Annotated in this window: 18 protein-coding genes and 1 pseudogene; 17 read left to right on the plus strand and 2 right to left on the minus strand. The window is 41.7% G+C overall.

The features are described from left to right. The first annotated feature begins 16 nt into the window (after nt 1–16). The 9 genes and pseudogenes from ACFVSW_RS10010 to ACFVSW_RS10050 all read left to right on the plus strand — a co-directional run bounded on the left by ACFVSW_RS10010 (nt 17) and on the right by ACFVSW_RS10050 (nt 10,513). Nucleotides 17–985 carry an acetylxylan esterase gene (locus ACFVSW_RS10010; RefSeq protein ID WP_387315304.1) on the plus strand — a complete coding sequence of 323 codons (969 nt, stop codon included), beginning with the start codon at nt 17–19 and terminating at the stop codon, nt 983–985. A gap of 35 nt (nt 986–1,020) precedes the next feature. Continuing rightward, a complete protein-coding gene (locus ACFVSW_RS10015) occupies nt 1,021–1,863 on the plus strand; it encodes a sugar phosphate isomerase/epimerase family protein (protein WP_387315306.1) in 843 nt (280 codons plus the stop codon). A gap of 77 nt (nt 1,864–1,940) precedes the next feature. Beyond that, complete coding sequence (locus ACFVSW_RS10020) at nt 1,941–2,543, plus strand: YesL family protein (protein WP_387315308.1); 603 nt, start codon at nt 1,941–1,943, stop codon at nt 2,541–2,543. A gap of 30 nt (nt 2,544–2,573) precedes the next feature. Further along, a complete protein-coding gene (locus tag ACFVSW_RS10025; protein ID WP_387315309.1) occupies nt 2,574–4,133 on the plus strand; it encodes a DUF4127 family protein in 1,560 nt (519 codons plus the stop codon). A 63-nt stretch (nt 4,134–4,196) separates the two neighbouring features. After that, the gene (locus ACFVSW_RS10030; RefSeq protein WP_387315311.1) at nt 4,197–5,777 is read left to right on the plus strand and encodes an FAD-dependent oxidoreductase; all 1,581 of its coding nucleotides are present in this window, start codon (nt 4,197–4,199) and stop codon (nt 5,775–5,777) included. A 295-nt stretch (nt 5,778–6,072) separates the two neighbouring features. Next, nucleotides 6,073–7,440, plus strand: a complete 1,368-nt coding sequence (locus tag ACFVSW_RS10035) for a dipeptidase (protein WP_387315313.1) — start codon at nt 6,073–6,075, stop codon at nt 7,438–7,440. A 244-nt stretch (nt 7,441–7,684) separates the two neighbouring features. Next, nucleotides 7,685–8,488 carry an endonuclease I family protein gene (locus ACFVSW_RS10040; RefSeq protein WP_387315315.1) on the plus strand — a complete coding sequence of 268 codons (804 nt, stop codon included), beginning with the start codon at nt 7,685–7,687 and terminating at the stop codon, nt 8,486–8,488. A gap of 261 nt (nt 8,489–8,749) precedes the next feature. Further along, nucleotides 8,750–8,956: pseudogene (locus ACFVSW_RS10045) on the plus strand (Rieske (2Fe-2S) protein); the annotation flags it as partial. A 348-nt stretch (nt 8,957–9,304) separates the two neighbouring features. Then, complete coding sequence (locus ACFVSW_RS10050; RefSeq protein WP_387315571.1) at nt 9,305–10,513, plus strand: M14 family zinc carboxypeptidase; 1,209 nt, start codon at nt 9,305–9,307, stop codon at nt 10,511–10,513. Between the two features lie 433 nt (nt 10,514–10,946). On the opposite strand, the gene ACFVSW_RS10055 is transcribed toward ACFVSW_RS10050, so the two are convergent. Beyond that, the gene (locus ACFVSW_RS10055) at nt 10,947–11,882 is read right to left on the minus strand and encodes an alpha/beta hydrolase (RefSeq protein ID WP_387315317.1); all 936 of its coding nucleotides are present in this window, start codon (nt 11,880–11,882) and stop codon (nt 10,947–10,949) included. 279 nt (nt 11,883–12,161) lie between these two features. Between ACFVSW_RS10055 and ACFVSW_RS10060 the strand changes: the two genes are divergently transcribed. Continuing rightward, entirely contained in the window at nt 12,162–12,848 is a 687-nt protein-coding gene (locus ACFVSW_RS10060; RefSeq protein ID WP_387315319.1) for a hypothetical protein, read from the plus strand. A 173-nt stretch (nt 12,849–13,021) separates the two neighbouring features. On the opposite strand, the gene ACFVSW_RS10065 is transcribed toward ACFVSW_RS10060, so the two are convergent. Next, nucleotides 13,022–14,398 carry a purine-cytosine permease family protein gene (locus tag ACFVSW_RS10065; RefSeq protein ID WP_387315321.1) on the minus strand — a complete coding sequence of 459 codons (1,377 nt, stop codon included), beginning with the start codon at nt 14,396–14,398 and terminating at the stop codon, nt 13,022–13,024. Between the two features lie 293 nt (nt 14,399–14,691). On the opposite strand from ACFVSW_RS10065, the gene ACFVSW_RS10070 reads away from it, so the two are divergent. The 7 genes from ACFVSW_RS10070 to ACFVSW_RS10100 are packed head-to-tail and all read left to right on the plus strand — an operon-like array spanning nt 14,692 to nt 20,763. Then, nucleotides 14,692–15,378: a GntR family transcriptional regulator gene (locus tag ACFVSW_RS10070; protein WP_387315323.1), complete on the plus strand. Its 687-nt coding sequence runs from the start codon at nt 14,692–14,694 to the stop codon at nt 15,376–15,378. Nucleotides 15,379–15,383: 5 nt separating this feature from the next. Then, entirely contained in the window at nt 15,384–16,532 is a 1,149-nt protein-coding gene (locus tag ACFVSW_RS10075) for an LLM class flavin-dependent oxidoreductase (RefSeq protein ID WP_387315325.1), read from the plus strand. Beyond that, nucleotides 16,533–17,111 carry an amino acid synthesis family protein gene (locus ACFVSW_RS10080; protein ID WP_387315327.1) on the plus strand — a complete coding sequence of 193 codons (579 nt, stop codon included), beginning with the start codon at nt 16,533–16,535 and terminating at the stop codon, nt 17,109–17,111. Beyond that, on the plus strand, nt 17,111–17,920 hold the full coding sequence (locus tag ACFVSW_RS10085) for an alpha/beta fold hydrolase (RefSeq protein ID WP_387315329.1): 810 nt from the start codon (nt 17,111–17,113) through the stop codon (nt 17,918–17,920). Before ACFVSW_RS10080 ends, ACFVSW_RS10085 begins: the two co-directional genes overlap by 1 nt. Nucleotides 17,921–17,934: 14 nt before the next feature. Beyond that, complete coding sequence (locus ACFVSW_RS10090) at nt 17,935–19,419, plus strand: aldehyde dehydrogenase (protein ID WP_387315332.1); 1,485 nt, start codon at nt 17,935–17,937, stop codon at nt 19,417–19,419. Nucleotides 19,420–19,466: 47 nt separating this feature from the next. After that, on the plus strand, nt 19,467–20,021 hold the full coding sequence (locus tag ACFVSW_RS10095; RefSeq protein WP_387315334.1) for an NADPH-dependent FMN reductase: 555 nt from the start codon (nt 19,467–19,469) through the stop codon (nt 20,019–20,021). 16 nt (nt 20,022–20,037) lie between these two features. After that, on the plus strand, nt 20,038–20,763 hold the full coding sequence (locus ACFVSW_RS10100; protein WP_387315336.1) for a riboflavin kinase: 726 nt from the start codon (nt 20,038–20,040) through the stop codon (nt 20,761–20,763). The last annotated feature ends 15 nt before the right edge of the window (nt 20,764–20,778 follow it).

Below are 20,778 nucleotides of genomic sequence, written 5' to 3' on the forward strand. Positions count from 1 at the left end.
CAAGAGGTGTTTGAGGATGCTTCGTTTAATAGGTGATTTTCCTTTAGAAAAATTAAAAACATATAAACCAACATTAACTGCCCAAGCTGATTTTGATTCATTCTGGGAAGAGATGAATTGCTTTATCCCGCAAACGATAGAGTCAGATATCACTTGGATTGATTATCCTGCAGCTTCGCTCAGGGTTGCCGATGTTTCTATTAAGTCTTGGGACGGTACTCCGATAAGGGCTTGGCTGATGATTCCAACCAATGGCGGGGGCCCTTTTCCTGCTCTGCTCCATTTTCATGGATATACTGGAAGCAGGGGACAAATCGGTGAATTCTTGAAATGGGCATTGCAAGGAATTGCGGTGGTCAGCTTTGAGGTGCGCGGGCAGGGCTTCACCCCCGATAATGCAAGATATCCGAATGGAAATCAGACTCCCGGCTGGATGACGCTGGGTATAGAGGAAAAAGAAAAATATTATTATGCAAATGTTTATCGGGATGTCCTGGCCTGTGTGGATTGGGCCTTTCAATTGGATGGCATTGATCCCGAAAGAGTTGGTGTCTACGGAGAGTCGCAAGGAGGAGCCTTAACCCTTATTGCGGCGGCGCTGCGCAGCAACTTATGTTTGGCAATGCCGGACTATCCTTTTATGTCCGATATCAGAAGGGCAGTTCAAGTGGCAGGAAGCGGCCCCTATCTTGAACTATTAAACTATGTAAAATTCCGCGATCCGCGGATGGAAAACTATGAACAGCTAATGACGAAACTTTCTTACTTTGATGTGATGAATTTCAGTTCAAGAATTAAGATACCAACATTAATGTCCATTGGATTGGAGGACATCGTAACACCTCCTTCTACGGTTTTTGCTGCCTACAACCATTTGGCAAACAAGGAAATAGAATTAAAGACTTATCCGGGAAACGGCCATGAGCCAAATCCGTTTAACGAGGAAGAAAGAATAAAATTTGTAGCAGAGTACTTGCTAAAATAGCGGTCTGAAGAGAATAAAAAATGAGGGGTGTTTACATGAAAACGAGCGTTAGTATGTACAGTTTACATAAATATACGGCTGCCGGGAAAATGTCTATTTTGGAGTTTATTGATTATGCCGCCTCCATTGGGGTTGAAGGTGTAGAATTATTGGATATCTATTGGACAAATGAAGAAGTTGAAATCCCCCTAGTATTATCATTGCTAAAAGAAAAGAATCTTCAGGTAAGTGCTTATGACATAACCAATAATTTTGTTAATGCAAGTAAAGAAGAAAGAGACCTTGAGGCAGCTAGGGTTCGAAAAAGTATTGATATCGCCAAGAAGCTGAATACAACAATGGTTCGTATTTTTAGCGGAGATGTTCAAGAAGGTGTTTCTTTCGAGCAAGGCAAACAATGGATTATCGAAGGCTTGAAAGAGAGTGCGAAATATGCTGAAGAGAATGGTGTCATATTAGGCATCGAAAATCACGGTTACTTTGCCGGCCACAGCGCACAGGTTGCGGAATTAATTGAAGCAGTTGATTCTCCTAATGTACAGAGCACGTTGGATACAGGGAACTTTCTGTTAGTTGATGAAGATCCAAAGGCAGCGGTCACTGCTCTGAGGCACTATGCCGTCCACGTGCATTTTAAGGATTTTGTGGCAGTGGACAATGATTACGATGGTCCCGCATTTAAGTCGATATCCGGAAATAAGTTTGTCGGAACAGCTGCTGGGGAAGGAAGCATCGACCTTAAACATGTCATTTCTGAACTTAATAGTGTTCATTATAAAGGGTGGTTGTCTGTAGAATTTGAAGGGGCTGGCGATGCCAAGATTGGAACGGAAAAATCCGTCGAAAACTTAAAAAACATTGTAAGAGCCGCCATATAGGTATCACTAACAATAGATAAAGACACCGCAAGAGAACTTGTGGTGTCTTGTTACATACAAGGATGGAGGTGTGGCAGATGTTTTCTCCGGAAGGAAAAGTATTCAAGGTACTGGAGTTAATCGGGAATTATTGTTATTTAAACATATTATGGCTGGTTTCATCCCTTCCACTTTTTACGATCTTTGCGTCAACAGCAGCCATGGCTGCTGTTGTTAAAGCGTGGTCAAATCGAGATGAACCGCCCATTACGAAAACCTTCTTTTCCAATTTTAAAAAATATTTTTTCAAAAGCAGTTTGATTGGAGTCTTACAAACAATTGTTGCCATTATATTGATTGGGGATTATTTCGTCGTTTGGAATATGGAAGGTGCAATAAAGTACGGGCTCTTCCCGATCTTTGTGCTATTGGGACTTATGTTTATATTCGTATCCTCCTATATTTACCCGCTGCTAATTGACCTTGACCTGCCAGTTATTCAAACTATTCGAAAAGCTGTTTATTTATCTGTCACAAGACCAACAACACCGACGATCACACTGATGTTCACCTGTTTCATCATTTTTATTTGCACTTTTGTCAAGTTTCTGCCGTTTCTATGCGCATTTAGCATTGTAAGCTTCGTAAACTATCAATTGGCAATGCGGACAATCCGTAAAGCCTATCAAATTGCCATATAAGATTGGAATATTTTAAAAGGGGCTGAGCTTATGAAAGTTGTCTACTTACCGCTTGATGAACGGCCATGTAATCTGAAATATCCACAGCAATTAGCCGCAATGACAGATCTTGAACTCCATGTCCCGGGAATGAAGTTGTTAGGGGCAAAGAAAAAGCCCGCAAATGTAGAGGGAATCCAAAACTGGTTGATGCATGAGGCAAAAGATGCCAACTATTTGATTCTCTCACTTGATATGCTGGTTTATGGAGGAATAATCCCTTCCAGGCTCCATTATTTAACGAAAGAAGAATGTATAAAAAGACTGGATGTCATAAAGGTATTAAAAAGACAAAACCAAGAGCTTAAAATCTATGCCTTTAATCTCATTATGCGGGTGCCAGGCTATAACAGCAGTGATGAAGAGCCGGATTATTATGAGTTTTATGGTGAGAGAATCTCCAACTATGGGAAGCTGATGGATAAAAAATCCCGCGGGGAATTAACAGATTCCGATGCTCATCTACTTCAGCTCCTTACCGAGGAAATTCCGCAGGATGTTATTGATGATTTTATAGGAAGACGGAAGGTAAACGCGTTTACTAATGAGTATGCAATTGATTTGGCTGATCAAGGGTTGATTGATTTTCTCATTATCCCGCTTGACGATAATGCCGAATACGGGTTTAGCTCACAGGAACAAAGCAACCTTTTGTGCAAGGTGGAAAAAATGAATCTTTGGGACCAGGCAGCAATTTATCCAGGTGCTGACGAAATTGGCTGCACCCTGTTGGCAAAAGTTTTCTGCGATGCCCGCCAATATACACCAGCCCTGTTTTTAAGATATTCTTCAACGAAAGGCCCTTTTATCATTCCAAAATATGAAGATCGCAGTTTACAAGAAAGCATAAAATCTCATATCACGGCAATGGGTGGTGTGATCGCCGATCAATCCGCTGATGCTGATGCCATTTTATTTACGCATTCGCCGGCTATCAGCCAATCAGGAGTTGCGGAACCATTTTTGGCATTTGGTGAAAGGCACCGATCGTATTTTTCCGAAATTAATTACAGAGAGTTTGTTCAGGCACTGAAGTATTACTTAGGTAATAATAAAGTGGTGGGGTTAGCGGATGTGGCAACCTGTAATGGAAGCGACCAAACATTAATGTTTATGCTGAAGAAACAAGGGTTGCTTGAGAAACTGGATGCCTATGCAGGATGGAATACATCAGGAAATACATTGGGAACGGTCATTGCCCATACTATTATTGAATCCTATTATAATCAGCGCTCAGAAGAAAACAGGCAGAGAAGGCGGAAAAGCCGGGAATTTTATTATTCAAGGCTCGTAGAAGATTGGGGGTATCAGACCATTGCCAGAAAAGCCGTGGCAAACAATGATGTTCCTCGTTTTGGAGGAACCTATTTTGATATATCGAGCCATCTTGAGGAAATTCAAGGAATTATCGCAAAATACTTGGAAGCATTTATCGAGGAAAATCTTGCGGGTTTAAAAGAAGGAAAAATTGAGCTTACACATGTTTATTCACCTTGGAAGCGGATGTTTGAGGTTGGTTTTGTTCTGAACTTTGCGTTTATTAAAGAATAGGAGGCATGTGCTGCAACAGCTTAATTGAAGCGAATGCAGGAAACAAAGCAGGGAGTGAACATGATGAATCGGGAAATGAATGCAGACATCATCATTATTGGCGGCGGGATTGGAGGATGCACGGCCGCTCTTGCTGCTGCAAAGATGGGGAAAAAGGTAATCATGACAGAGGAAACGGATTGGATCGGCGGACAGCTGACGAGTCAGGCCGTTCCACCGGATGAGCATCGTTGGATTGAAAAATTTGGCGCGACAAGGACCTATCGTGAATTTAGGGAACGTGTTCGCGATTATTACAGGCGGCACTACCCGTTAACAGAAGAAGCAAGAAAAAATATATTTTTAAATCCTGGCAATGCCTGGGTGAGCAGGATTGCCCATGAGCCCAGGGTTTCATTAGCAGTATTAAATGATCTGCTGGCACCCTATATCAGCAGTGGCAAGATTACAATTATGCTAAACTATAAAGTTCTATCTGCTGAAACTGAGCAAGATCGTGTCAAATCCGTTACTGTTAAGAATTTGCAGACATTTGAGCAGATTACCTTAACTGGTGTCTACTTTATCGATGCAACTGAATGCGGGGATGTTCTTCCACTTACGGGTACTGAATATGTAACAGGTGCTGAGTCCATATCGGAGACCGATGAGCCGCATGCCATTGATGGGGTGGCAATTCCACAGGATATGCAATCGATTACCCATTGTTTTATTGTTGATTATCTAGAAGACAGGGATTTCACGATTGAAAAACCTGAACAGTACGATTTCTGGCGGGAATATCAAGCAGATTTTATGAGTGATAAGCTGTTGAGTTGGTATGGTGTGGATGGGGTAACGGGTAAAACGAAAAAATTCGGGATGTTCCCCGGCGAAAATATTTCATTATGGGATTATCGCAGAATTATCGACCCATCCCTTTTTCAACCACATACTTATGAAGGGGAAATCTCCATTATCAATTGGCCGCAAAACGATTATTGGCTCGGGTCAATCATTGATGTAAATGATGAAGAAAAAGAAAAACATTTAAAAGGTGCAAAACAATTAAGTCTTTCGTTTCTGTATTGGCTGCAGACAGAAGCACCAAGACCGGATCGCGGTTGCGGGTATCGGGGGCTGCGCTTAAGAAAAGATTTGACTGGCACCGAGGACGGATTGGCCAAGTATCCTTATATCCGCGAATCTCGAAGGATAAAAGCTGAGTTCACCGTTGTGGAACAGCATGTCAGCGCCGAACTGCGCGGACGCAATGGAATTGCCCGATTTGAAGATTCAGTGGGAGTTGGCTGTTACTCGATTGATTTGCACCCAACTATTGTAACTAATACAACCTGTTATGTCCCTAGCTATCCGTTTCAAATTCCACTGGGCAGCCTGCTGCCAATAAGGATGAAAAATCTTCTTCCAGCATGTAAAAATATTGGGACAACCCATATTACAAACGGGTGCTACCGCTTGCATCCTGTTGAATGGAATATCGGTGAATCTGTTGGATATTTAGTGAGCTATTCCTTAGAAAAAGGAGTGTTCCCACGGGAGGTAAGAAATAAACCGGTCTTATTGGAAGATTTTCAACGTTTACTCGTAAATGAAGGTGTTGAATTGGATTGGCCGCGAATTGATGGAGCTTTAACAGAGTAGTTATGTAGAGGAAGGGGGTACATCGATATGGTGTAGTTGTACCGTTTGCTACCGGCTGCGACATCCAAAATACATCAGATTACCGTACGGAATTAGGACTGGCGTCCAATCTGTTAATATAGCTACAGAATGGACACTTATTTCATAGTTTATACAAAAGCATCATCTCTGAAATTTTTCTCATAGATTTTATTGTGTGCAAATTTACTTCCTTACATTTTCATTGTCGATAGTGGGTTTTCTCGATTTTTTTGTATAAAATAGAATAGAAAATAAAAATAGAAAAGGTGATAACATGAGCCAACTATCCGAGCTTTTATCCAGTAATTATGATAAAAATGTCGAGGAACTAAAAGAATTGCTTCGTATTCCAAGTATTAGCTCTTTATCTGAACATAAAGAGGACATTCAACATGCAGCGTCATGGATTTCCAACAAATTAAAAAGCATTGGAATGGAACATGTTGAAATCATCCAGACAAAAGGTCACCCTATTATATATGCCGACTGGATTCATCAGGAAAATGCTCCAACAGTCCTAGTGTACGGCCATTATGACGTACAGCCGGTTGACCCGATTGGTTTATGGGAAACTCCTCCGTTTGAACCAACGATCCGTGATGAAAAGATTTTTGCCAGAGGGGCAACAGATGACAAAGGACAGATGTTCCTCCATATCAAAGCAGTGGAAACTTTAATGGAAATGGATGGAAAGCTACCTGTAAACATTAAATTTTGTATTGAAGGGGAAGAAGAGATTGGCAGTCCCAATCTTCTGCACTTTTTATCCGAAAATAAAGAAAAACTATCCTGTGATGTGGTCCTTATTTCTGATACTGATATGTGGGACAAAGGAGTCCCAGCCATCACTTGTTCTTTAAGGGGGCTATGCGCATTGGAGGTTTCCCTTAAAACGGCTAATTCTGATTTGCATTCGGGCATGTTCGGAGGGGGAGTCCAGAACGCCAACCAGTTATTGATACAGCTGCTTTCTACCCTTCATGATGCAAACGGAAAAGTAAATGTTGATCATTTTTATGATGATGTCGTAGAACTGACAGAATTTGAAAAGGAACAGATGGCTGCATTGGGGTTTGATGAAGAAAAGCTAAAACAATCGTTAGGGTTAACGGATTTGACTGGAGGAGAACAAAATTATCCTTACCGCGAGAGAATCAGTTCCCGGCCGACATTAGAAATGAATGGCCTATGGGGCGGATTTCAGGGGGAAGGAACAAAAACCGTCATCCCTAACGAGGCACATGCCAAAATAACCTGCCGTCTAGTCAATAATCAAAATCCCGAAAAGATTCAGGAATTGATTGTAAAGCATTTGGAAGAACATGCACCAAAAGGATGCTCGGTAAAAGTGTCTCTTGGTAATGCGGGAAATCCACTTTTAATCCCGATTGACAGTCCGATGATTCAAAAAGCTGCCGAAGCTTATGAAAACGTGTATGGGAAATCACCTGTTTACAAAAGAGAAGGCGGCTCCATTCCGATTGTTTTGGATTTCAGCCAATCACTAAATGTTCCCGTTGTCTTAATGGGATTTGGTCTACCAGGGGAAAATCTTCATGCTCCGAATGAACATTTTCATTTGGAAAACTTTGATAAAGGAATCTTAACGATTTGCTCCTTTTTAGAACTGGTTCAAAAATAAAATAGTGCCTGTCACCGTCCGATAATTTTCGAATTAAATTCGACAAATTCCGGGTGGTGACAGGCTCTTTTTTTGCAATAAAACACTCCATAAGTAGCTATTAAATCAAATTTTCAATTGTTAAACTATTAATAACATCATGGGCTGGCTTAAATTTCTTTCTGCAAGTGGACATAAGAAATAGCTAAAGTTTGATTCTGATTCTAGTTCTTTAAAAACTATTTATCCCTAAAGAGGTGAGGTTATGATGAACCAGATGGAATTATTGGCTAAAGAACGGGAGAACTTAATCGCGGCCTATTTGGAAAACAGCAATAACCGCAGCTACTATGACGAACAAAAGGATTTGGAAATTCAACAAACATACTATAAAAATACTACATTTGACAAAAACAGTATTCATCATTTAGTAGAAAGAACCCACCAAAATAAGCTAAATTACGCTCCTCATCGTTATGTTTATCCGTGGGTTGATCTTCAGGAGAATGGGAAACTAAAAAGTATCTATTCCGGGAAAGGAATGGATCCGGTTGTTGCCATTGAGGAGGACATTCGTATTCTTGAACATATAGCAAGCGGGAACATCACAAGTTTATCTGATGAAATGACTTTAAATTGCGAACATGTGGTACCTCAATCATGGTTTAAGAAGCAAGAACCAATGAGAGGAGATTTGCATCATTTATTTTCCTGTGAACCCACATGTAACAGCCGACGTGGAAACAATCCTTATGATGATTTTCCTGAATATGTTCCGGAAAAACTTACTTTAGGAATTAAGGAAGGCTGTGGAAAGTCAGATGAAGGAAAGTTTGAACCAGAGTACGGAAAGGGAATTGTAGCAAGGGCCACATTATTTTTTTTAACCCGGTATCAAGGGATCATCAATAAAGATTATGTGAACCTCCGAGTTTTACTGAATTGGCATAAGCAATTTCCAGTTTCTCTATATGAAAAGCATAGGAACCTGGCCATCTTTGAACTGCAAGGAAACCGGAATCCGTTTATTGACTTTCCTGAAATGGCAGAGAGATTGATGAGCGAATAGGCAGTTTTTCAAAGAAAAATAGAATTTTCCACAATCCGCTTGCAAAAAACGGCGATAGGGTTCGGGGCATTGTAGAAGACGAAATGTTTACCCCCACTTTTCTCATATAGTTTCAGACTTTTGGATGAGAAAGATCAAACTTATGAAGGATTCCTGCATTCCATCAATAATATTATATTGTAGATAACTAGTTTTTTTACGAAGGCTATTCAGCCGTTTTAGAAGTGCCATTGAATATCATTTTCCGGGAGAGTGATACCATTGTCAGAACTGATTTATGCCGGATCATTAAAGACACTAGAAGATGAAGGTGCAAAGGTAATAAAAGCTGGAAGTCATGCAATTGCCGTATTCGTTCACGAAAAAAAAGTCTATGCGGTGGATAATCGTTGCCCGCATATGGGCTTTCCCCTCAATACAGGAAGCTTATGTGATGGAATTTTAACGTGTCACTGGCATCATGCACGCGGTGAAAAACTATTTGAAGATGAATGATTTTAAAAAAGTGAAACGGTATGTGCATCCCGCTTGATCAATTTCAAGCGGGATTGTCTTTTTAATAATGGGTGCTTAATATTTATGGCCCTATTCCCCGTCGTCCAAACAAAACGGAAAAAATTTGGGTGACACCTGGAGTTGGGTCAGCAGGACTATGACGAAAGATCTGTTTTGTTCAAAATTTTCGTTTTTCGAAATAAAAGGACAAAATAAGCCTATTTTCGTCAAAAATAGAAAAGTCTCGCCAAGAGGAATCGACATCTTTTCTATCAACCTCCTAATAGAATGGTAGTTGTATTGCAAAATAATAGAGGAGTGATGGAAGTGAAGAAGAAGAAGTTAATAACAGGACTGGGGATTGTGGCACTTTGTGCAAGCCTGGCGACACCGGCGCTGGCTACCAACTCTTCCAATGGCAATCTCACAAATCCTAACCAAGAGTATTCAATTAAAGGCTTTACCGATTATGCGGAAATGGTCAAGCGGCTGAAGCAAATTGAAAATAACAGCCAGGGCCGGGTTGCTTTGAAGGTGGTCGGCCAATCCAATCGCGGAAGGGATATTTACCAAGCCCGGGTTGGGAATGGCAAAAAAGTCGTCCTCATTGAAAGTGAGATTCACGGGAATGAAAAAACAGGGACAGAGGCCATCCTGAGCTTGCTTCAGTTTGTCGGTTCCAGCAATTCTCCGGAGGCCAAAAAAATTCGTGATGAAATGACAATCGTTGCACTGCCAAAAATGAATCCCGATGCATCGGAATTGGACCGCCGCGGCAATTCTATGACATGGGCGGAAGTTGTCGCCAAGTTCCCGCAGCTTGAAGGGACAAGGACAGCATGGAATTATTATACTGGTGTTATGCAACAAAGAGACTATACCCAGAATCCAGGGTTTGATGTAAACCGCGACTTTAATCCTGACTTAAATTATGTTCCAAAGGCTGCGGATTTTCCTGGAAATTCAGCTGGTTCGGGCTGGTACATAACACCGGAGTCGCAAACGGTCCGGGATGTTTATAAGGCCTTACAAAAAGAATTTGGCAAAGTCGATGTGTTTATTGATCTGCATCATCAGGGCCAATACTATGTAGAGGGTACCGATGATCTTGTAACAATGTCCATTTCTGCCAAGTTTGTCTCTGACCCGAGATTGCCGGGGGCGAAATTTGCCGAGTATGCTAAAAACTATAACTTGGAATTCTCGAAGCAAATCAATATGGCCGCCTATAATGCTCTGCAATCCATTGGTGAAAGTTCACCATTCAACAACATCACGCTGTATGACCAAACCATCAATCTCCCTGGGACGGCTCTGGGAAGCTTTGCTTTAAATGGAAGCGGTACTATTCTCTTTGAGGTAAGAGGCCAATCACACACACTGGGGCAAAAGAAACGAGGACAACTCGTCAAGACAGTCGAAACCGGACTGTACGGCATTCTTAATGGCGTCGCCGACGGATCTATTTATCAGCTCAATCCAGCCGACTACGACAAAATCCCAAAAACCTCATCCAGACCGTCACTCTAAGAAGCTGCAGGTTGTTTCTTTAACATAAATTAACAAAGAAAAAAAGCATCGGAATTGATCTGAACCCAAAAAGTTAGACATGAATTATTATGCTGCTGAAAGGGCATGAGTACGGTAATGAACCGGGCTCATGCCTTTTAATTTTAAAATAGTGCTTGTCACCACCCGATAATTGTCGATTTAAATTCGACAAATTCCGAGTAGTGGCAGTTTTATGGAATAAAACACTCCGTAAGTAGCTATTAAATCAAATTTTCAATTGTTAAACTATTAATAACATCATGGGCTGGCTTCAAATCCTAACTTCTGGGTCAGCCCCCAGTGTGCTAAAGTGTTAGCGCGTCGGAGGACTGTCCCTTTTTTCATTTTTTATGATTGTTTATGATAGCGGAGCGTTTTTTTAACTTGTTTATAGATTTCTCCTATATCCGTTTTAGTCAAGCTTTAAGTACTTATTTAGGAACCTGAGTACACGGCGTGTATACTCACTTTTATGCAAACGATACGAATGAATGTGTTCACAATCTTTCGTCAGCCACAATTCTTTATGGTTGTTAGATGAGATCGATTGAAATAATTTTTCGCTCTCGGCATAAGGAATAGCTTTATCTGTCTTACTATGGATGATGAAGAAGGATTTTCCTTTCGTGTTTTTCACATGATTGATGGGTGAAACTTCAGTGGGATCAATTTTGAGGAGCTTGCGCATGGAATGATAAACAATCGGTGTAAATGGTCGTTTTGGCAGCTTGGTCCAATGCGAAAGATTTTCTTTTAGAAAAGGTTCTAAATCACAAAAGGGACTATCGGCAATGATAACGGAAACAGCAGGGTGTTCGCATCCAGCTATAAGCGCAGTAGCAGCTCCCATACTCCAGCCAAGGAGAGCAACTTTATCCTGATGTTTTTCCTGAATCGCATAATCAATCGCTGAATACAAATCGTGTCTTTCAAAATATCCGATCCCCGTGGTTTTTCCCTTCGATTTCCCTGCATTGCGAAAATCAAACATCAGTACATTATAGCCCTGTTCTGATAGAACTTTAACGAGTCGCAGTCCTTCAATCCTTTCCATGGCACGTTCATTCATGTAACCGTGCGCTGTGATGACCGTTTTCTTGCTGTTCTTTGAAGCGGCTGGAATCCACCAGCCAGACAGCTTGACTTGATCTTTTCGGCTGAAAAATTCAATCTCTTCGAATGCAAGACCATATTCCCCTGGATTTTTTGTCGTCTTTGCCGGGAATGGATGAGTTAAATACAAACCGATCCCTATTGGGGCAAGAAAAAATAAAGCGGGTGCTGCCAAAAGCGGTTTCCACAGGGACTTCCCTGATTTACTGGTTTCTCCATTCTTTTCCTCACTCAACATGTACTCCTCCTTTCATTTGATGTCATCGGTACATTATCATATGTAAGTCAATACAAAAACGGAAAATTCTAGAGTCCCATTTTTTAAAAAAGTTTTATTAAAAGCGGACTCAGTAAGGGGAACAGAAATTTTGGTTGATTTAATGGATGATAGTGCCCTAAAGATATTATGAATAAATAACCATATTAACCAGAAAATAAATTTGTATGTCATTGGCTGGGCCTCATGTATGTAAGAATTACGAAGAACATCAAAAGTGAAAAATGAGGGTTATTGATGAAAAAATTTTTTGTGGCTATTGGTTGTTTGGTAATAGTATCGTCAAGCGGTGTGATAAACGGCAAGGCAACCACAACTAATTCCCAAACACTTGTGGTTGGGGATAAAAAAGCAGGCGTCTATCTTTACGCAACTCCAAACCCAAAAGAAGAACGATTTACTGATTTTCGGGTCAAGATTGGTAATGAAATAGTGGAAACAGAGGGATGGGCCGTTTCAATGAGTGAAACACGCCTGCCTGAATTGCATGTCATTGATTTAAACGGTGATGGCAAAAAAGAGATCGTAGTCATTTTCATAGTAGGTTACGGAACATGGGTAGTTAAGAAGGAAGCGCACATACTCCAGCAGGTAGAAACGCCAGATGGGCTAGCTTATGAGGAAATGGACATCGACAATCCCGTCCATACCATTGAACGAGATTTTATGATTACTGCAACGGATAAAACGATCCAGGTAAAAGGACGAGGTCATACATGGAGGGCAGCCAATCAATGCGGAAAAACCTATTATCGTCACCGCTTTCCGCTCTATCAGTCTGTAAATTGGAAAGTGGAGGGCAACACCCTTCTTGCTGATGTCGGTTTGACCATAACATACAACTGCGTACCAGCTGGATTTATCCTAAAATACAAACAAAAAGGCGAGATCTACATTGCTAAACAAATAAAGGTGAATTTGTAGATGAAAAAGGAGCAAGCACCAGCCAGTATTGAAAAAGTTAAAGGGCTAAAGTCTATTCGATATTTCCAGTAACATATGTTGGGTACCTTTCTATAAAAGTAAAATGCACCTCTCTTTAAGAAGGAAGGTGCTTTTTACTTTTGTAATAGTATTTATCGGTAAGGTTTAATGCTCTATAGAGCTCTATTTTGAGTTTCAAAGATGTTTTCGTGTGTATTTAATTTTTTTCTCATAGGGAAGTAATATAATCCAGCAGGGACAACTAATCCAATAACCCATGCAATATCGGCTCCATTAAATGCTTTTGCCACTGGTCCTACGTAGAATGATGTGTTAATAAAAGGGATTTCTACCAGGATGGAGACAAGAAAAGCGATACAAGTGATCCAATTTATTTTTCCATACTGGCCATTTAGATCAAAAATATCCTTAACATTATAACGACCATGGCGCAGTAAATAATAGTCAACAAGATTAATTGATGTCCATGGAATTAGAAAATAACTGATGAAAAAGATAAAGTTTAAGAAAAATGAAAGGAAATTACTTTGACCTAACAAGCATAGTATCGTCCCGATTACCGTTACACCAAAAATCATTCCGATGCGGACTTTTGCGGTCACTTTCAACTTCATGAATGGTTCAATTGTAGTAATCGTCGACATAAACGCTCCATACAAATTAAAAACATTAATAGCAAGCTGTCCAAAAATAATAATCAAATACATGATAATCGCAAATCCACCGAACAGATGAGCTAAATTACCTCCGGAGTGCTCAAGAAAATTTGGAATGGCAATTGTTAAGGCTGCACCTAATGCCATCATCCAGATCGTACCGATAGCAGTACCAAAATAACTATACCAAAATGTTTGCGCGGTTGGTGTCGTAACTGGAAGGTAGCGAGAATAGTCTGCAACATAGGGAGCATATGCTAATTGCCATGTCGCAACCATACTAACTGCTAATAAAAACACAGGCAGCTGAACTGACCCCATTTCTAAACTTCCTGCAGGAAATGGTAATTGCACAATAATCACGGTTGCCACTAAATAGACAAGCAAAGAGGTCCAAGACAATAACTTCTGCATTTTATGAATTAAGTTATATCCAAAAATTGTAACAATAAAGCACATAATATTGAGGATTAAGATGCTCCATGTTTGATCCATCGATGTTAAACTGCTTAACGTTTGGGCCGCAAGTAATCCACTGCTTGCAAAAAAGCCTAAATAAACAAACATAACGAGAAACAAGGGAAATATGGCACCAATGATTCCGAATTGTGCCCGGCTCTGAATCATTTGGGGGATTCCAAGTTGAGGACCTTGAGCAGAGTGAGAAGCCATAAAAATTGCCCCAAGGAGTGTCCCCACGATAATTGCGATGAGGCTCCAGAATAAATTAAGGCCTAATGCAATGGGTAATGCCCCTGTCACAAGTGTTGTGATATGCATATTGGCACCAAACCAAATTGGAAATAAATCGCGAGCTTTCCCATGCCTCTCTTCTGCCGGAATGTACTCAATACTGCGAGATTCAACTTTCATTTATACGCCCCCTTTTAAATTATATCTTGCATTCACCATGTACCATGCAAGTTGCTGTACAACAAAACTATAATTGTAAGCGGAATCATATGTCAATATATTCTGATAATTTTTTTAAATAAAAAATTTTAACTACATTTTTTTGCGATGCAATAGAGGAGAATTTATTTAACGAAAATAATTGTATTCACTATTTATAATTTTCTTAACTTTCTGTTGACGCTCGAAATTTAATCAACTATAATTCGATCTATAAACCTTGTATGGTACATGGTACGAACGAAAGGAGGAAGATGATCATATCTAGCATCTTGACTTTAGGCATTACGGCTCAAGTTACAAACGCCATTCGCGAAGCAATCGTGACGGCAAAATATGAACCAGGTCAAAAATTATCGGAAACGGTTTTATCAGAGTATTTCAAAGTAAGCAGGACACCTATTCGAGAGGCACTAAAACAACTAGAAAGAGAAGGATTAGTCGAAATCATACCAAGGGTAGGGACTTGTGTTTCAAAACCAACGGAAACTGAACTAAATGAGTTATTTACTTTAAAGGAAGTTTTGGAAGGGCTTGCAGCCGGATTGTTTGCGGAAAATGGAAAGGCTGAAGAAATCCAAAAAGTTCAGCAGGCAGTAACTGACATGGAGAGGGCTTTACAAACTTCCGATAATAAATTGTATGTAGAAGCAAATAGTGTTTTTCATGAAACGATTCTGGAAGGAGCCGCCAATTCTAAACTAAGCTTTACGTTAAATATGCTCCTTAACCAAATTCCTTATAACCGATATGTTTTTATTACGATTGAAGATCCTATTCGCCGCGAAAAATCACTACATGAACATCAGACAATCTTGTCAGCAATTATAAAGGGTGACAGTGAAGAAGCGGAGAAAGCCATGCGTGACCACGTAAGAGCAAGTGGAAAGCAGCTAAAAATGGATATAGAGAAGAAACTGAGACAATTTAAGGAGGAATAAGTAATATGAAATTTGGAATTTTCGCAAACCTAGCTGGCCCAGGGAGACAAGAGGAATACGATCAAGTACTTGATGAAGCACGCGAGCAGGCCGTCTATTGTGATGAAAATGGCTATGATTCGATTTGGTACACCGAGCACCATTTTGGCCATGAAGGGAATGAATTAATCTCTAACCCAATCTTAATGGGCGCAGATATTGCGGCGCGGACAAAAAATATCCGCATCGGGCAGGCAGCCAATGTTATCACGTTCTGGCATCCGCTCAGGCTCGCTGAAGATATCGCCATGCTTGATCAACTAAGCAAAGGCCGGGTAGAAGTCGGGTTAGCCCGCGGGTTATACGGCAGGGAAGCGGCCAACTTAAATACCTTGGCCGATCCGACGAACCAGGAACAAAACCGGGCGGTATTCGAAGAAACGGTAGAAATTTTACGAAAAGGGTGGTCAAACCGCTTCTTTTCCCACGAAGGCGACATTTATCAGTTCCCGCCGAAGGGATTGAAATGGAGCCATCCGATGAGCCCAGCCTCTCCTGACTTCATGGATATGGAAAATGGCGAGATTAATAAGATCTCGATTATGCCGGGTACGTATCAAAAACCATACCCTCCGCTATGGCAAGTAATTGATTCCCCACGTTCCATCGAGTGGGCAGCGGAAAATGATGTTAAAGGTATGTTCTGGATGCCGACCGTGAAAGAATTGAAGGGGCGTTTTGAGCTGTACCGTGAAAAAGCATCGAAGGCGCGCGGCTATGAACTTGAGCTGGGAGACGGCATTGCATTAGTAAGAGATGTATATGTTGCTGAAACAATGGAACAAGCCCGTCAAGATGCGGCAGAGGCTGTATTGAATAACTATCGCTGGATCTGTCATTGGCGAGGCCTTGGCAACCTAATGGATCCGGGCGAACAAGTAAAACCTGGGCAAGAGTTGAACTATGAATTCTTACATCCTCGGAATCTATTATTTGGTACTCCGGACTATGTGGCGGAGAAAATCCAAGAACTAAAAGATGAGCTTAATTTACAAGAATTATTGCTTTGGGTGAACCACAATTCTCTGCCTCATGACAAGATGATGAAGAGTTTGAAACTATTTACGGAAGAAGTTTTGCCAAGATTTACAAATGTGAAAGTGGGGGCAATGTAAATGTTAGAAATTCGTAAAGTATATACAGCGGTAGAAGAGACTCGGATTGAAGGCGGGAAAGAATTAGAGACACCTATTCGCATGATTACAACTATGCTTGTTATGAAAAACCCGTGGGCAGGCAGAGGATTTGTAGAGGATTTAATGCCGGAAATCAATGAATATGCACCGCAAATTGGTGAGGTATTAGTCAACGAGCTATTTAAACATATCGGTTCACCAGATGATGTGGAAGCATTCGGAAAAGCCGCTGTTGTCGGCGTTGATGGCGAGATTGAACATGCTTCTGCGTTTATCCATACATTAAAATTCGGTAATAAATTCAGGGATGCGGTTCAAGGAAAAAGCATCTTAAGCTTTACGAATAAGCGCGGCGGTGCCGGAACAGCGGTCGTGATTCCAATGGTTCATAAGAACGACGAATCACAGCGCTCCCACTTTCTTACATTCGAAGCATCGATTCCAGATGCACCGCGAGCAGATGAAATTGTAGTAGCGATCGGTGCAGCGACAGGCGGGCGTCCGCATCCACGAACAGGAAATCGTCATCAAGATATGGTAGAGATGGGGCTTGTTTAATGTCACTCGCAACGTATGATCAAGGATCCATTTATTATGAAGAAACAGGAAATGGGGAGCCATTAATTCTGATTCATGGTGTGGGCTTGGATCATCACATGTGGGAAAAACAAGTGAAGGGACTATCAAAACAGTATCGGGTTATTTGCTACGATACTCTCGGGCACGGGGGTTCTGACCATCCCCCTGGTCCTTATTCGCTTTCCCACTATGTCGCGCAATTAGCCGGGCTGCTGCTGCATTTACAAATCGACACATGCCATCTCATCGGATTTTCGATGGGCGGAATGGTGGCGCAGGCCTTTGCACTTGAATTTCCTGAAAAGATCAAAACCCTTACCATTCTGAATGCGGTTGCCAATCGAGCAGCAGAACAGAGAAAAGCGATTCTGTTGCGAGTAGAAGAGGTCAAACAATCAGGGGCCGGGTCCACCATTGAACCAGCCATCCAGCGTTGGTTTAATCCTGACTTTCTTGCAGCCAATGAATCATTCGTCAATGGAATACGTAAACGGCTTCAAACGAACAACCCTCACTCCTATTTGGCTGCCTATACTCTTTTTGCTACAGCCGACCAGGAGTTGTGGCCAAAGCTTTCAACTATTAAACTACCAACATTGATTATCACAGGGGAACAAGATGTTGGGTCAACTCCGGAAATGTCTAAGTGCATGCATCAGCAAATCGAACAATCAGAACTACTAATTTTTCCAAACATGAAACACATGTTACCGGCTGAGGACGCTAATTCTTTAAACCAAGAAATCGATCGGTTTATCAAAAAGAATGCAGTGCCGGCGGTGAGGTAAAGGGGAGTACGTGCATGTCAGAATTGAAAAAATACAAGATGTATATAAATGGGGAATGGATTGAATCAACGGACGGCGAATATTTTCCGAGCTATAACCCCGCTACAGGCGAGCCTTGGTGCTATGTCGCAAAAGGAACGGCGGAAGATGTGGACCGTGCCGTTCAAGCAGCTCATCACGCCTTTTTGCATACCAGCTGGGCAAACATGACGTTCACCGAAAGAGGGCGCCTTGTCAGACGATTAGGCGAGTTAATTTCAGAGCGCGTCGATGAACTGGCGAAATTCGAAACACTTGATAACGGAAAATTGATCCGTGAAATGAGAGGCCAGCTCTCTTATCTGCCGGAATTCTTCTATTATTATGCAGGCCTTGCGGATAAAATCCACGGGAAGACTTTGCCGATTGATAAAAAGGATATGTTTGTCTTTACATCGAGAGAGCCGCTTGGGGTGGTGGCAGCCATCACACCATGGAATTCTCCGCTATATTTAACGACATTGAAGCTGGCGCCGGCGCTCGTGGCAGGTAACACAATCGTTATCAAACCATCCGAAGTTACTTCGGCGTCGTTGCTTGAATTGATGAAGCTTGTAGATGAAGTAGGATTCCCGCCGGGCGTCATCAATGTTGTAACTGGCTTTGGAATGCCAGTCGGTGACACATTAACGAAGCATCCACTTGTTAGACGTATTGCCTTTACTGGCGGACCGGATTCAGCCCGTCATGTGGTGCGGAATTCTGGGGAAAATTTTGCTCAGGTGTCATTGGAACTTGGCGGAAAATCACCAAACATCGTCTTTGAAGATGCGAATCCCGATAATGCGGCAATGGGCATCATCGCCGGTATCTTTGGTGCATCAGGTCAAAGCTGTGTCGCAGGTTCGCGGGCATTTTTACACGTGGATATCTATGACAAGGTCATGCAAAAACTGGTCGACCGTGTCTCGCAAATTAAAATTGGCGATCCGTTGGAAAATGATACGGAGATGGGCCCACTCGCTACCCAGGCGCAATTAGAACGGGTAAAACAATACGTCGCTCTCGGGCATGAAGAGGGCGGAAAGGCTGTTTTCGGCGGTAAAGTTCCAGAACATTTAGAAAAGGGCTGGTACTATGAACCGACTATTTTTGAACATACCGACCATTCAGCGCGAATCACGAAGGAAGAAATCTTTGGTCCGGTGTTAAGTGTCATTCCATTTAAGGACGAAAAAGAAGTCATTCAACTTGCCAATAGTACCAACTATGGATTGGCAGCGGGCATTTGGGTAAGTGATGTCGCGAAAGCGCACCGCGTCGCAAAGGCCGTCAATGCCGGCATCGTTTGGGTCAACACCTATCGCAGCATCTCCCCAATCGCGCCAATCGGCGGTTCGGGCTTGAGCGGCTACGGCCGAGAAGGCGGATACGAAGCAATCCATGAATATACACAAAGTAAAGTTGTATGGGTGAATACATCATCGGAACCAATTCCGGATCCGTTTATTATGAGATAAACAGCGGAGGCGCTATCCGCTGATTACCAAACAGGAGGGGATAAAAAATGAAATTATTAGCGATTTCCGGTACGATTACTGGTTCGAAAACAAAAGTAGTGGTCCAAAAAGTGGCCGACGAGGTCAAGAAGAACCATCCAGAAATCGAAGTCGAAGTACTGGATTTAAAAGAATATGATCTTCAATTCTGCGATGGACGCGATCCTTCCACCTATACAGGGGACACGAAAAAAGTCATCGACATCGTTTCATCGGCTGATTTTTACATTATCGGCACGCCTATTTTTCAAGGGTCGATAACAGGCGCTTTGAAAAACTTATTTGATTTAATCCCTCCTAAGGAATTTAGAAATAAAGTGATGGGCTTTGTTGCAACAGGCGGCACCTATCAACATTACTTGGTCATTGAAAACCAGCTGAAACCAATCGCAAGCTATTTCCGTGCCTTTGTTGCACCAGCATCTGTGTATGCGACGAATGACCATTTCAATGCAAAAAATGAGATTGCCGATGCTGATGTGTTAAGCCGCATCTCCCAGTTGAGCAATGAGATTGTTCACATGCAAAAAGGTCTGAAACAAGAACTCCAAGTTCAAGCATAAAGTGGAGGTGTTCGAGATGCACGGTATTTCAATAGTAGAAAAAAGTGATTCCACACCGAAAACAAGTATCAGCGGAAAAGTCATCCATGGAAATCAAATTGGACGCACCATTGGTTTCCCCACGGCGAACCTGCTATTGCATGAGGAAGTTTTTTTACAAAAAGGGGTTTACGGCGTCCATGTGACCTATCAAAACCAGCTCTATTACGGCTTAATGAATGTAGGCGTCAGACCGACTGTCAATAAAGAAGAAATAATCATTCATTATGAAGTTCATATCTTTGACTTTGATCAGATGATTTACGATGAGGAATTGGACGTAGAGGTTTGTCATTTTGTCAGAGAAGAACAGCTGTTTAGTTCCATGAAGCATCTTGTTTTACAAATCAGGAAGGATGTAGAGACCGTCCAGCGCGTGTTTCACCTCGAGCAGCCTGCCATTTTAAAAAGAGAGTTTAAGCCCAGTTCCGAAGAGTATATCCATTTAACGGACCTGGCGTTTATTCAGCTGTGTGAGGGCAAGCACGGCATTAATCGCGGCGTCTATAACACGATTGATAATTGGATTTATAACCAAGGAATTAAAAACATATTAGAACGCAGAAGACTTTTATTAGCCTTTCTAGAGTCAATAAGGGATCACGAGAATTCCCGGAAAAAATTCGGGCCAGGCGGCCTAAGACCAAAGCTGGAGGAATTTTTTTTCGGAAAAGTTGAGGAAAAGACGGCCTCTAACCTTTAGTTAAAGACGGAAGGA

Source organism: Neobacillus sp. NPDC058068, from assembly GCF_042885335.1.
Taxonomy (GTDB): Bacteria; Bacillota; Bacilli; order Bacillales; family Cytobacillaceae; genus Neobacillus.

Bases quoted from the DNA above. Each gene is read 5' to 3' on its own strand.
- ACFVSW_RS10010 (WP_387315304.1), top strand. From the start codon at position 17: ATGCTTCGTTTAATAGGTGATTTTCCTTTAGAAAAATTAAAAACATAT.
- ACFVSW_RS10015 (WP_387315306.1), top strand. From the start codon at position 1,021: ATGAAAACGAGCGTTAGTATGTACAGTTTACATAAATATACGGCTGCC.
- ACFVSW_RS10020 (WP_387315308.1), top strand. From the start codon at position 1,941: ATGTTTTCTCCGGAAGGAAAAGTATTCAAGGTACTGGAGTTAATCGGG.
- ACFVSW_RS10025 (WP_387315309.1), top strand. From the start codon at position 2,574: ATGAAAGTTGTCTACTTACCGCTTGATGAACGGCCATGTAATCTGAAA.
- ACFVSW_RS10030 (WP_387315311.1), top strand. From the start codon at position 4,197: ATGAATCGGGAAATGAATGCAGACATCATCATTATTGGCGGCGGGATT.
- ACFVSW_RS10035 (WP_387315313.1), top strand. From the start codon at position 6,073: ATGAGCCAACTATCCGAGCTTTTATCCAGTAATTATGATAAAAATGTC.
- ACFVSW_RS10040 (WP_387315315.1), top strand. From the start codon at position 7,685: ATGATGAACCAGATGGAATTATTGGCTAAAGAACGGGAGAACTTAATC.
- ACFVSW_RS10050 (WP_387315571.1), top strand. From the start codon at position 9,305: ATGGAAGTGAAGAAGAAGAAGTTAATAACAGGACTGGGGATTGTGGCA.
- ACFVSW_RS10060 (WP_387315319.1), top strand. From the start codon at position 12,162: ATGAAAAAATTTTTTGTGGCTATTGGTTGTTTGGTAATAGTATCGTCA.
- ACFVSW_RS10065 (WP_387315321.1), bottom strand. From the start codon at position 14,398: ATGAAAGTTGAATCTCGCAGTATTGAGTACATTCCGGCAGAAGAGAGG.
- ACFVSW_RS10070 (WP_387315323.1), top strand. From the start codon at position 14,692: ATGATCATATCTAGCATCTTGACTTTAGGCATTACGGCTCAAGTTACA.
- ACFVSW_RS10075 (WP_387315325.1), top strand. From the start codon at position 15,384: ATGAAATTTGGAATTTTCGCAAACCTAGCTGGCCCAGGGAGACAAGAG.
- ACFVSW_RS10080 (WP_387315327.1), top strand. From the start codon at position 16,533: ATGTTAGAAATTCGTAAAGTATATACAGCGGTAGAAGAGACTCGGATT.
- ACFVSW_RS10085 (WP_387315329.1), top strand. From the start codon at position 17,111: ATGTCACTCGCAACGTATGATCAAGGATCCATTTATTATGAAGAAACA.
- ACFVSW_RS10090 (WP_387315332.1), top strand. From the start codon at position 17,935: ATGTCAGAATTGAAAAAATACAAGATGTATATAAATGGGGAATGGATT.
- ACFVSW_RS10095 (WP_387315334.1), top strand. From the start codon at position 19,467: ATGAAATTATTAGCGATTTCCGGTACGATTACTGGTTCGAAAACAAAA.
- ACFVSW_RS10100 (WP_387315336.1), top strand. From the start codon at position 20,038: ATGCACGGTATTTCAATAGTAGAAAAAAGTGATTCCACACCGAAAACA.